Origin of the sequence: Bhargavaea cecembensis (genome assembly GCF_000826125.2) — a bacterium.
Classification (GTDB): domain Bacteria; phylum Bacillota; class Bacilli; order Bacillales_A; family Planococcaceae; genus Bhargavaea; species Bhargavaea cecembensis_B.
In genome coordinates this window covers 319,658-331,501 of record NZ_LN651373.1, presented here as the reverse complement: position 1 = coordinate 331,501, position 11,844 = coordinate 319,658, and the positions used below count along the sequence as shown (strand labels likewise).

Below are 11,844 nucleotides of genomic sequence, written 5' to 3'. Positions count from 1 at the left end.
TTCATCCCAATTTGGAAAGCCAAGAATCACTGATCAGATCAAGCAGGAAAGCGGCGATCCGCGGCATCAGGCCAAGGAACAGAATGAGACCCATGGCGATCATGAGAACGCCGCCGATTTTGACGATGATGCCGGATTTCCGCACGAGCCACTTCGAAGAACCGATAAAGAACGTAAGCACGAGAAACGGAACCGCAAACCCGATCACATAAAAAATGGTATACAGCAGCCCCTGTCCCGGCTGCGCGGCGGCGAGCATGAGAATGGACGCAAAAATCGGTCCGATGCACGGCGTCCAGCCCGCCGCAAAGCCGACCCCGACGAAAAACGTCCCTGCAAAACTCGTCGTGGACTTCGTATACTGAAAGCGCCGCTCCTTCATGAACGCCGGGATCTGAATCCACCCCGCCACGAAAAATCCCATAAAAATAATGAAAATACCGGCAAGCCGCTGGATGAGCAGCCCAGAATCCCCGGTCAGCAGGTCCTGCATCCATTGCCCGACGAATGAAGCGCCGGCCCCGAGGCTGACGAAGACGATCGAAATGCCGGCCAGAAACACAAGCGCATGGCTGAGGAGCTTCCTCCGGACAGGCGCCGACCGGTCCTCCTGGATATCCTTGACGCTGACGCCGGTAATATAGGAAAGATAAGCCGGAAACAGCGGCAGCACACACGGCGACAGAAACGACACCGCCCCTGCCCCGAGCGCGAGTGCCAGACCGAGCAACAGCGCCGTGTCCGCAGTGATCATACTCATGAAATCCCTTCTTTCGATTTGATCAAAGTAAATGAAACGATGGCGAAACAAACAAGCAAAACAAACCACGGAGAAAGGACGAAACCGAACAGCGTGACGAGCGGGGACGCCATCGCCACGACGGCGACCCCCGCTCCCCAAAGAAGTGCAGCCCACCGGACGAACCGGATTTCCCGGAGCGGAACAGCCACGCTAACCGCAGACAGCACTCCGTAAAGCAGCAAGTTCGGCAAGGCCGCCCCGTGACGGTCCGGGAAGTACCCGGCAAACTCAAAGAAAAAAGCGGACAAGAACAACGCCCTCAAAAGAAAGGCGAAGAATCCGGCCGGCGGCGGCTCCCGCCTCCATCTGAAACGGGCCGACACCGCGGTCAGCGCCGCCGATACGTAAAAAGCAGACGAGCCCGCAGGATAAGCTAAAACGGAAACCGGATCCCGCACGAACAGCCCGATATTCAGCACGATCTTGCCGACCCACAGGAAGATAACGAAATCGGCCAAAACCGAAGCCGCCTGACCCATGAACCCCTTCCCGCCCGTCAGCAAGGCCGCCGCCCCCGTGCCGGCGGCCAGACTTAAAACGACCAACCCGGCTTCCATCATCCGCTCCGCTGCCAGCATCCCTGTCCCCTCCCATCTGCCCTTTCATCTTACAAGCGCAATGTGAAAGTTTGATGAAAGGGAAGAGGGAAATTAACAAAAGCGGAGGTTCGCCTTCCAACCAACAGGAAAGACGGATGCCGTTGTTGTAGATGTTGGTGCACGTTTTGGAAAAAATAAAAGGGCCCGCGACAGCTTTCTCCCTGTCACGGGCCCTGCTCCATTCCCTTTCATTTTCCATCCCGTCCCCTACCGAAACTTAACCTAAAAAAACCCCTTAAGGCAACGGCCCCAAGGAGTTGAGTCAGACTGCGATCGCCAGCATGGCTGTCTTCAAATCTTCCGAATCATATACATCCAAATCAGGAACAGAGGATTCAAACTCGACTTTTACCCACCAGTGCGGAGTGGACTTCTCTTTTACTGAGACAACCTTCATTTGGGATTTCGCACCGTTGTGGATCAGCGAGGAGACGGCCTGACTGTAGAAGTTAGGGACATATCCGATATGAATATCCTCTGTATAAACGGCAACCGCAAATTCATCAGCAGTATTATCCTCTTCCGGGACAAGCCGGAGACTTTTATTTTTCCTTAGTATATCTCCCCAATTTCCCGGAAGCTTTCGATGGCGCATCCCGTGTATATAAAATTGAGATCTGATTTTGCCATCTACTCCTATCCTCAGGGGTTGCTCGAATGAATAGGTATCATTTGCCAAACGCCCTCGGGTTTCTCGTAGTATATCCATTCGGTCTGCATTCTGATTTAAACGCAGGTCATTAAGAATGGTCACATAATCAACGCGATCCGCAGAAGGAATCCGACGGTCGAAGGCAGGAAATAGCTGCGGTGAAATATACTTCTTATCAATCTGCGGAAAAGCAGGATGCAACATATATCCATTTTGCAGTGCATCCCTCAATTTCCGGGGTCTGTTGACGTTTTGCGTATACTCGAATTCAAAGTGGTCGTCAAAATTAGACAGGGTTCCGATGTGATAAAATAACCTTGTCTCTTTATTCTGCCAAACGACCAAAAGGGTCCTTACTTCACTGTTCTCCATCATATTCCTCCTCTCTCGCCCATTCAAATAGCTTTTCCCCTCTTAAAGGAATGATATGCTTTAACCATCTTTCTATCAAACACCCTCCTCACCCAACCTTCCCCGCTCTCTTCAACCCCTTCCTCCTCAACCCGTACACCACTGCCAGCAGCAGCGGCAACGCCACCCCGACCGATATGGAGATCCCCGCCCCGATTGTCGTGTTCCAGTTTTTGAACGCCATGATGTTCGGGAAAAGGGTCAGCGACAAAATCACCGCTACGCCGCCGAGCGGCAAAGTCAGGCGCCGGTAGTCGGACAACTTGAACAGCCGGGCGGTGCCGTAGACGGCCGCGAAAAAGTAAAGGGACGCCTTGAAGAAAAGAGTGATCACCCATAGACCCGCCATGAGGGACTCGACCCGCTGCACAAAATTCCCCAGGTGGATTCGCCTCGCCAGCTCGTATCCAGGAAAATGCTGCCTTGCCGTGTTCTCGGCACCGAGGATGACGATGCTCAAAAATGTCAGCGCGGTGACGAGAATCCCCGCGATCAGATTGCCGATCAAGAAGGAGTACCCTGATTTCTTCATATCTTTCGTGAAAGCCGGAAACACGACGAGCAAGACGACCGTAGTCAGGCCGGACACTTCGGCGACCGAGAAGGCGGCCCAGGCAATGTCGCCCGCCCCCGCTACCGAGACGGGCATGAGTTGCTCAAACTTGACCTGGGGCAACAGGGAAACGAGCAGGAACCCGAAAAGCAGGAGAAATACACCAATGAAAATTTCCGCGGACCGGGCGATTGTTTCGAGGCCTACGTACACCCCCTGCACGATGACAGCTCCTATAAAAAGGTTGAGGATCAGCGTGGGCGTCCTCGGCATCACCTCGATTTTGAGAAAGCTTCCCGAATAATACAGAAGTGTCGCCGTGAACGTCATCGCCGCCAGTACGAAAAACAGGGTCACCAGCCTGCCAATCCATTTCCCGAGGAGCAGTTCAATCATTTCGATGAAGGTCAAGCCGGGGAACCTGCAGGCCAGCCACACGTAAAAGGAAACGATCGCCACGCTCACCGCCGAGCCGATGGCCGCAGCAATCCATGCATCCTGCCCCGTCCTCTCTGCGAGGATGGCCGGAACCGCCAGCAAACTCGTCCCGACGGAGAAAAAGGTGACGAGCACGAGAAACTGGTAAGAGCTGATTTTCACTTGATCCATGGGCCGCCGCCCTCCTTTTTTCCTTCCGGTTATTGCAGTGAAGAATTCAGCACCGTGCCCGTCCATTCGATTTTCATTTTCACGTCCACCGTGACGGGGGTTTCCGGGAAGCCGACTTCCTTCCATTCACCTTTCATCCGATTCCACTTAGCCGGGTCGGCCCGGTGGATCACTTCGCCGAATCCGAAAATGTCCGCATCATACCGCGATTGGATGCTCGCGACCGTCTCTTCGATATCCCCGGCGAGCTTCTTCGCGAAAATTTTTTCAAGCTCAGGCAATGTTTTGAGATCGATCAAGTCCACGTCGCACTCAACCGAACCGACATTCCCTTGCGCATCCACACGAATGTTTATTGCCGGCTCCCCGTCCGGGAAACTGGCCTCAATCTTGGATTCCGCCTTCGTCACTTCAATCGTCGTCTGTCCGCCTTTCGGGCAGGAAATCACTTTCACCGTATTCTTGATTGACCCGACGGTGAAATTGTAGGCTTCGCTTTCAGTCCCGTTCAGCCAGCCGACGAGCCGGTCTGCCTGGAATACGGCCAGATTGTCATAGAAAAGCCGGGATGCCGGCAGGATCTGATCGACATTCCCCTTGTCCGAGCCGGACTCCGGGTCCCCGGTCATCTGAACGCCTGTCAGGACCGGATCTTTTCCGTCGCTCGTGATGTCGGTGATGACGTCATGGAGCTTCTTGACGTGGGTCGACGACCAGCTTTTGTGCGAGGTCTCCAGCGTCTCGAACAGTTTGCCGGCCGGGATGTTCGTGATCGTCGTGGACACGCTCAAGATGTCCGACGCCAGCCGGTCCTTTGAAATGACGACCGAATAGTCGGACCGGATCTCCCAGTCCCGGTTCATCAGATCCAGCGTATCCCGGATCCCTTCCCGCGCCAGCCCCTCACCGATCACCAAAATCTGGAGGTGCCCGGGGTAGATCCGCCGAGGCGATTCCTTCGTCATTTTCCGGATCGCCTCGAACACCGTTTCACCTTCCGCTTCGTAAATCGTGACCGGAGAACGCCCCGCACTTGTCTGAAACGAAACCTCCGACGGAACAACGACCTGGGCGGACACCCGGTAGCCTTCCTCCGCCTTGTCGATTCCGAACGCCACGACAATCGCCAGCTCATTCAGCTCCCGCTGATCCCAGCATCCGGCCAGGAGCAGGCAACAGCAAATCCATCCGATCAGGCGCTTACCCATTCTCTCCCGCTCCTTCCGAGTTTCCGGAACCCGGCGGCTTCGGCTTTGCATCCGCCATCGGCTGTTGCCTCACCGGATTCTGACGGCTGATCAAACGGGGGCGGTTTCGCATCATCCAGATCGGCAGGCGGATGATGGCATCTTTCTGGCCGGACCAGTTGAACGGCGCCATCGGAGTCAAATACGGCACACCGAACGAACGCCGGCCGCACAGATGCAAAACTAGGGCAATCAGCCCGATCGTAATGCCGAACAAGCCGAAAACCGCCGCCAATACCATAAAACCGAAACGCATAAGCCGGATGGCAAATCCCATGTCATACACAGGCGTCACGAAACTTGCGATCGCCGTAATCGAAACGATGATGACGATCGCAGCCGAAATAAAACCCGCCTCGACCGCCGCCGTCCCGATCACCATCGCCCCGACAATCGAAATGGCCGAACCGATTGAACGGGGCATCCGCAGACCCGCCTCCCGCAAAATTTCAAACGCGATCTCCATCAGCATCGCTTCAATGAACGTCGGGAACGGCACCCCTTCCCGCTGAGCGGCCAGACTGATCAGCAAAGGCGGCGGCAGCATATTCGGATGGAATGTCGTAATGGCGATGAACAAAGCCGGCATCAGCAACGCAATCGCCGCGGAAAAATAACGAAGCAGCCGGACGAAACTCGCGAACCCGACCCGCTGGGTGAAATCCTCAGGAGAATGAAAGAACTGCATGAACAATGCCGGCACGACCAAAACAAACGGCGATCCATCAACCAAAATCGCGACCCGGCCCTCCAATAACGCAGCCGCCGTCACATCCGGCCGCTCCGTATTCAAGATCGTCGGAAACACCGAAAAGCCGGTGTCCTGGATGAGCTCTTCCACATGGCCGCTGTCGAGGATCCCGTCGATGTCGATCCGGTCCAGCCGCCGGCGCAGCTCGTCCAGGACCTGATCATCCACGACTCCGTGGATATACATCAATTCCACACTCGTCTTGGAACGGACACCGATCGTCTTCGGCTCGATCCACAGATTCGGATCTTTCACCCGCCTGCGGATCAGCGCCGTATTCACCCGGATATTCTCCGAAAATGACTCCCTCGGGCCTCTCACGACCGTCTGGGAATTCGGCTCGGTCACCCCGCGCTCCACCCACTTCTTATTCGAAACCATCAGGCCGGTCGCACTGCCGTCAATCAACAAAATCGTCTCTCCGGAAAGAAGACCCTTCAATAGAACAGCGACCGACGTGACCTCCTTCACTTCACCGACCGTCAGCGCACTGTCTTTCAACGCAGTGACGAGAGAATCCGTGGACTGCGGCTCGTCCTTCGGAGGCAGATCCAGCATGAGCGACTCCAGGATGAAATCCTGCAAAGCCGCCGTATCCGTCAACCCGTCCGTATAAAGGAGACCGGCCTTGACCGGCTGATCGTTGCCGATCATAAACTCCCGGCAAATCACATCAGAACTCTGACCGAGCGTCGCCTTCAGCCCGCGGAGATTCTCCTCGAGCGAAGACTGGAGAGCGGCTTCTGGGGCGACGGCCTGCCCGCCCGACGGAGACGACGAGGAGCCGGCATCCTTATTCAAATTGAAAAACCCCATCCGACACTCCCCTTTCTGACTCGCAACCTCTGGTCGAGATTGGTTGTTGGTCAGTATGGGAGAGTGAGGGTGGGGTTATACGTGGTGGGGCGGGTTGGTATGAGTTTTGATCTATAGAATCTTGAGCAACATGCTTGGGGACAGTCGGGTTGCCCCTCGGAGCGGGGAATTTTCAAATATATTCGGAGGAAACGCATCGCCCTTACTATTGTGTTGATTACAAGCGAACCCGGACGTCTGTGCGCACTCTTGCTTTAGTTTCGGAGGGTCCAGCTTTAGTTTCGGGGCATCCACCTTTATTTTCATAACGCGAAGGGGGATGAGCATCAAGGGTTCCAAACACCAATAAAAAAAATGACCGTCATAAACGATCATTGCAATTCACCTATTGCCCGTTCCAGCAGGTCGATGTCCCTTGCGATCTGCAGTCGCATCTCGTAGTCCTGGCAAAGACGATGATCTATATGCAAGCGGGACAACTCATATGTGAACATCATATACTCCACGGAATGCTCCATCATCCCGGCCTCCCTCCGACTTGGTCCTTGTTTTATTGTTCCCGAATTGTGGAAATGGAAACCTTGCTTGCAGGGTCGGCAATCTGCAGTAAATACAGCTTTCTTGTAATAAAAAGTCAAGCTCTGACCGGATATCGGAACAAACCAAAGAAGATGCCCGGGTGGCCTTTCCGGCCTTCCCAGGCATCTCACTTAATGTGCGTATGACTGCTCACTCCGGGATCGGATGCCGGCTCTTCGTCGATCTGATCATCTCCACCGATTGGGTCACCTTTGCAAGCTTCTCTGGATCAATTTCATACCCAATCCCCACGCCATCCGGCACTTGAATCAGCCCATCTTCCATTTCGATTTCCGGTGTGACGATGTCTTCCTTCCAGTAATGGCTGGATGGAGCGGTATCGCCAGGAATGGTGAAGTTCGGGAGCGTCGTCATCTGGATATTGTGCGCCCGTCCGACGCCCGTTTCCAGCATGCCTCCGCACCACACATCGATTCCCTTTTCCATACACAGGTCGTGGATCCGCTTGGACTCCTGCAACCCGCCGACCCGTCCGATTTTGATGTTGATGATCCGGCAGCTGCCGAGTTCGATTGCCTTTCTGGCATCTTCATAGGAATGAATGCTCTCATCCAGGCAGACCGGAGTTTCAATCTGTTTTTGCAGGGTCGCGTGGTCGATGATGTCATCGTGGGCCAGCGGCTGCTCGATCATGAGCAGGTTAAAATCGTCCAGTTGCTTTAGGTGACCGATATCCTCAAGTGTATATGCCGAGTTGGCGTCGGCCATCAGAGGAATGTCCGGGAAAGCTTTCCGAACCGCCCGTATATAGTCAATATCGGCGCCTGGCTTGATTTTCACTTTAATTTTGCGGAATCCTTCCTTTACATACTGATCCACTTTGCGGACGAGTGCTTCCGGGCTCTCTTGGATTCCGATGCTCTTGCCTGATTCGATCTCCTTTTTTGTGCCTCCGATTAGTTCTGCGATGGATTTGCCGTTCTTCTTGGCAAATGCATCCCAGATTGCCGTCTCGATGGCCGCCTTCGCGATATTGTTTCGCCGAACAAACTCCAGCATGCCATGTACTTCTGACGGATGCCCGATCTCCCGGTGAAGAAGCCGAGGAATGAAAAAGTCTTTCAGCATGTAAGCAGCCGTTTCGGTCGTTTCCTCGTTGTAATACGGCTCATTGCTCGTGGCGGTCTCTCCCCAACCGGACCGGCCCGTTTCGTCCACCACTTCAACCAGGCAAACGTCTTTGTTCTCCATCGTCCCGAAACTCGTTGTAAACGGTGCAATTAATGAAACGTTGATATGGTGCAGACGGACTTCCTTTAATTTTACAGATTTCACTTTTCACTCACCCCTTCTGCATGCAGATTCAGGATTTCGCTCAAAACTTTAACTCCGTTCATTAAGGCATCATGATTGAACGCCATGTCCGGGTGATGGAGTCCCGGCGCGAGGCCACACCCGAGGCCGACCATCGTTGCCTTCACGTGAGGTCTTTTAATCGTATAGAAATGGAAGTCATCTCCGCCGGGTGTGATGATCGGGTCGGTTAAGTTCTCTTCTCCGAGAGCGCGGACAATCGCCTGTCTTGCGATTCCCTCAGCCTCGGAACTGACTTCGGCCGCCGCGATGCCTGCTTCTTCGGTGATATTAATCGCCACGTTGAACAAATCCCTGGCAGACTGAATGATCTCCAGGATCCTTGTCCGGAGCTGCTCCATCAATTCATTTGTCTGTGCCCGGACATCGATTGCCATCTGTGCGCTGCCCGGAATGATATTGATGTTCCGGCCGCCGGCGAGGAAGCGGGTGACTTTCGCTGTGTGGGCGATGTTCGGGTCGAGATGAATCGTGTGGAACGCATTGATCAGATAGGTACCGATCTCCACGGCGTTATGGGTCAGATGCGGCCGGGCCCCGTGTGCGTCATCCCCTTTGATCTCAAAGGCGATGGAACCTGTCGCTCCGTGGACAATTGCAGGAGCTGCCTTCCCGTCAGGTGTTTCCTGTACCGGTCGAAGGTGGATGCCATAATAGTAGTCCACGTCATCAACGACCCCTTTTTCCACGAGTTTCAGTGCCCCCGCTCCGACTTCTTCAGCCGGCTGGAAAATGAACCGCACGCCGATCTTTTCAAGGATATCCGGCCGGTTCTGGATATTCCAGAGCGTGCCGAGCACCATCGTCATATGGGCATCATGGCCACATGAATGGTTCGCCCTCATTTCCCCTTGAACTTCCTGATACAGCGCATCCATGTCGGCACGCACGGCGATTACCGGATGCCCATCGCTAAAGTTCCCGATCTCACCAATCACGCCCGTACAGTCATCAAATGTCCTCACTTTGCAGCCCGCCTCTTCCAACAGCTCGGCCACCCTTTGGGTCGTCTCCACTTCTTCCCAGCTCAGCTCCGGATGCGTGTGAAAATGATCAAATGTCTCCTGTACTTTCTCTTCCAGTTCATTCATTCTGAGTTCCCCCTCATTATTGAATAAAATACTGATTCCCCGGATTGATGAAATCCAACTTGCCGCTTCTCTCCGCAATATGAAGAAGGAGCGCATTTATGACCGAAAAAGTGACAGGTCCTTTTTCAAGTGCCGACCTTTCGGCTCCGGGCAACACCAGCACTTGATCGGCAAGCGGCACAACCGGGGAGAGCGATGAATCCGTGATTACGACCACCTGGTTCCCGTTGGCCCTGGCTTCTTCGGCGAGCCGAATGGTTCCCAGCGCATACCGATAATAGGAAAAAATCAGCACACAATGCGACGGCCCATTTTTTGTAATTCCGATTTCGGTTTCGGGTCGAAAAAGTGAGACGTTCTCTCTGATCGTGTTCAGCAAAAATGTAAACCAATGTGCGAATGGAAATGACTGATAGTATCCGACGACTTGCACGCTCTCCGCGTCGGAGACCGTTTCCACAATCTTCATGGCTGCTTCTGTATCTAAATCATCTGCAGCGCGCCGGAGATTATGAATATCGCTTTTAATCACACCCGAGAATGAACTCTCTCTGACTTCTTGTGAGGACGGCCCGGCGATCAATGCCCGTTGCACGTCTTTTTGCAGTTCGCCAAACCCTGTGAATCCGACCGCTTTGGAGAAACGGACAATCATCGTTTCTCCTACCCCCAATGTTTCTGCAATTTGGCGCGCCGGTTTTGTCGCAAACAAAATTGGATTGGCCATTAGGGCCTCTCCAACCTTTTTCAGGCCGGGGGTCAGCATCTCAAACGATGTCTTTACTTTTTCCCGGTAAGTCATGAAACAGCCCCTCTTTTAAACTATCAGATTTAATATTGATTAAATAAATTATATGGTTTATTCTATTCTTAGTCAATTAAATGTTCCGAATACTCATTTACTCTGAGGTATAGAAAGAGAGGTTCTCCGATGAAAAAGAAATTCGCGTTACCCGATGCCTATGTCATCCTGTTTATCATCCTGGCGCTTGCTGCTGTTCTGACATGGGTCGTTCCGGCCGGTGAATATGAACGCCAGGAAACAGACGCCGCCACGATTGTCGTGCCAGGCAGTTATTCACAGATTGAGTCCTCTTCTTCAAGCTTGCTGGATGTCTTCCTCGCCATTCAGGAAGGGATGATCGCGGCCGCTCCGCTGATCTTCCTTGTCCTCATCATCGGCGGATCATTCGCCGTCATTGAAGCAACCGGCGCTATCGATGCGCTGATCCTGAAAACGATCGAAAAGACGAAAAACAAAGAACTCGTCCTGATCGCCGGGGTCATGCTCCTGTTCTCTATTTTCGGCGCACTCGGAATCGTCGTAAACGCCGTAATCGCCTTTATCCCGATTGGCATTATTCTCGCACGCTCCATGAAATTCGATGCGATCGTCGGCGTCTCTATCATTTACCTCGGTGCCTACTCGGGATTTGCCACGGCGTTCCTGGACCCTCTCACGACCGGTACCGCACAGCAGATCGCAGAGCTACCGATTTTCTCAGGAGTCGGCTACCGCATCATTATTTTCGCGACAATCGTGCTTGTGACGATGCTGTATATTTTCTGGTACGCGAAGAAGATCCAGAAAGACCCGTCCAAGGGCGTCCTGAGCGACAATCCGTTCCCGAAAGTCGATAAAGACGCGCAAGTCGACGGCACGCAGGAAATGACGGGTGTCCATAAGCTTGTCCTAATTTGGCTGGCCGTCGGGATCGGAATTTACGTGTACGGTGTCTTCCAACATCAATGGGGTCTCAACGAGATGGCGGCCATCTTCCTCGTCATTGCTGTCGGTACCGCCATCATCGACCGGATCACGCCGAATAAACTTGTTGAGGAGTTTTTCAACGGAGCAAAGGGGCTCGTCTATGGTGCCCTGATTATCGGGATGGCCCGCTCGATCGTCGTCATTCTTGAAAACGGAAAAATCCTGGACACGATCGTTGAAGGCATGGCGGTGCTCATGACCCCGTTCACGAGCGCTGCCGGGGCAGTCGTCATGTTCATCGCAAACGAACTGTTTAACTTCCTTGTCACATCCGGCAGCGGTCAAGCAGTCATCGTCATGCCGATTATGACGCCCCTTGCAGACATTATGGAGGTCCCTCGCCAAGTTGCCGTTCAGGCATATAAAATGGGCGATGGCTTCACCAACGTGATCACACCGACTTCAGGCGTTCTGATGGCCTGCCTTGCGGTCGCAGGGGTCCCGTGGACAAAGTGGGCGAAGTTCGTCGCTCCGCTCTTGCTCATCTGGACAGTCATCGGCGCTATCTATCTCATGATCGGTGTGTGGATCGGCTGGGGACCGTTCTGATTGAAAGGCAGACAACACTGCAGGGACAAACAAGCTCATGGCAGACTTCCTCGTGAAGCACACTCAGTAAGGCAATCAA

General features: G+C 53.7%; 10 protein-coding genes. 1 reads left to right on the top strand and 9 read right to left on the bottom strand.

Going from position 1 to position 11,844, the window contains the following annotated elements; all coding sequences use genetic code 11:
* Position 1: 1 nt before the first annotated feature.
* The 9 genes from BN1189_RS07280 to BN1189_RS07240 form a co-directional block, all read right to left on the bottom strand.
* Positions 2-760: a cytochrome c biogenesis CcdA family protein gene (locus BN1189_RS07280; RefSeq protein ID WP_040226905.1), complete on the bottom strand. Its 759-nt coding sequence runs from the start codon at positions 758-760 to the stop codon at positions 2-4.
* Positions 757-1,380 (bottom strand): hypothetical protein, encoded by a 624-nt coding sequence (locus BN1189_RS07275; protein ID WP_040226903.1) that lies wholly within the window; start codon positions 1,378-1,380, stop codon positions 757-759. Before BN1189_RS07275 ends, BN1189_RS07280 begins: the two co-directional genes overlap by 4 nt.
* Positions 1,381-1,663: 283 nt before the next feature.
* Complete coding sequence (locus BN1189_RS07270) at positions 1,664-2,425, bottom strand: HIRAN domain-containing protein (RefSeq protein ID WP_040226901.1); 762 nt, start codon at positions 2,423-2,425, stop codon at positions 1,664-1,666.
* 88 nt (positions 2,426-2,513) lie between these two features.
* Positions 2,514-3,626 carry a GerAB/ArcD/ProY family transporter gene (locus BN1189_RS07265; RefSeq protein ID WP_040226899.1) on the bottom strand — a complete coding sequence of 371 codons (1,113 nt, stop codon included), beginning with the start codon at positions 3,624-3,626 and terminating at the stop codon, positions 2,514-2,516.
* 29 nt (positions 3,627-3,655) lie between these two features.
* Positions 3,656-4,834 (bottom strand): Ger(x)C family spore germination protein, encoded by a 1,179-nt coding sequence (locus BN1189_RS07260; protein ID WP_040226897.1) that lies wholly within the window; start codon positions 4,832-4,834, stop codon positions 3,656-3,658.
* Positions 4,827-6,440 (bottom strand): spore germination protein, encoded by a 1,614-nt coding sequence (locus BN1189_RS07255; RefSeq protein ID WP_040226895.1) that lies wholly within the window; start codon positions 6,438-6,440, stop codon positions 4,827-4,829. Before BN1189_RS07255 ends, BN1189_RS07260 begins: the two co-directional genes overlap by 8 nt.
* 729 nt (positions 6,441-7,169) lie before the next feature.
* Complete coding sequence (gene menC, locus BN1189_RS07250) at positions 7,170-8,315, bottom strand: o-succinylbenzoate synthase (protein WP_040226891.1); 1,146 nt, start codon at positions 8,313-8,315, stop codon at positions 7,170-7,172.
* Positions 8,312-9,445, bottom strand: a complete 1,134-nt coding sequence (locus tag BN1189_RS07245) for a M20 peptidase aminoacylase family protein (protein ID WP_040226889.1) — start codon at positions 9,443-9,445, stop codon at positions 8,312-8,314. Before BN1189_RS07245 ends, menC begins: the two co-directional genes overlap by 4 nt.
* 16 nt (positions 9,446-9,461) lie before the next feature.
* Positions 9,462-10,247 carry a MurR/RpiR family transcriptional regulator gene (locus tag BN1189_RS07240; protein WP_040226887.1) on the bottom strand — a complete coding sequence of 262 codons (786 nt, stop codon included), beginning with the start codon at positions 10,245-10,247 and terminating at the stop codon, positions 9,462-9,464.
* A gap of 129 nt (positions 10,248-10,376) precedes the next feature.
* Between BN1189_RS07240 and BN1189_RS07235 the strand changes: the two genes are divergently transcribed.
* Positions 10,377-11,765 carry a YfcC family protein gene (locus BN1189_RS07235; protein WP_040226885.1) on the top strand — a complete coding sequence of 463 codons (1,389 nt, stop codon included), beginning with the start codon at positions 10,377-10,379 and terminating at the stop codon, positions 11,763-11,765.
* The last annotated feature ends 79 nt before the right edge of the window (positions 11,766-11,844 follow it).

Coding starts and splice junctions, on each gene's coding strand:
- BN1189_RS07280 (WP_040226905.1), bottom strand. CDS start 760: ATGAGTATGATCACTGCGGACACGGCGCTGTTGCTCGGTCTGGCACTC.
- BN1189_RS07275 (WP_040226903.1), bottom strand. CDS start 1,380: ATGCTGGCAGCGGAGCGGATGATGGAAGCCGGGTTGGTCGTTTTAAGT.
- BN1189_RS07270 (WP_040226901.1), bottom strand. CDS start 2,425: ATGGAGAACAGTGAAGTAAGGACCCTTTTGGTCGTTTGGCAGAATAAA.
- BN1189_RS07265 (WP_040226899.1), bottom strand. CDS start 3,626: ATGGATCAAGTGAAAATCAGCTCTTACCAGTTTCTCGTGCTCGTCACC.
- BN1189_RS07260 (WP_040226897.1), bottom strand. CDS start 4,834: ATGGGTAAGCGCCTGATCGGATGGATTTGCTGTTGCCTGCTCCTGGCC.
- BN1189_RS07255 (WP_040226895.1), bottom strand. CDS start 6,440: ATGGGGTTTTTCAATTTGAATAAGGATGCCGGCTCCTCGTCGTCTCCG.
- BN1189_RS07245 (WP_040226889.1), bottom strand. CDS start 9,445: ATGAATGAACTGGAAGAGAAAGTACAGGAGACATTTGATCATTTTCAC.
- BN1189_RS07240 (WP_040226887.1), bottom strand. CDS start 10,247: ATGACTTACCGGGAAAAAGTAAAGACATCGTTTGAGATGCTGACCCCC.
- BN1189_RS07235 (WP_040226885.1), top strand. CDS start 10,377: ATGAAAAAGAAATTCGCGTTACCCGATGCCTATGTCATCCTGTTTATC.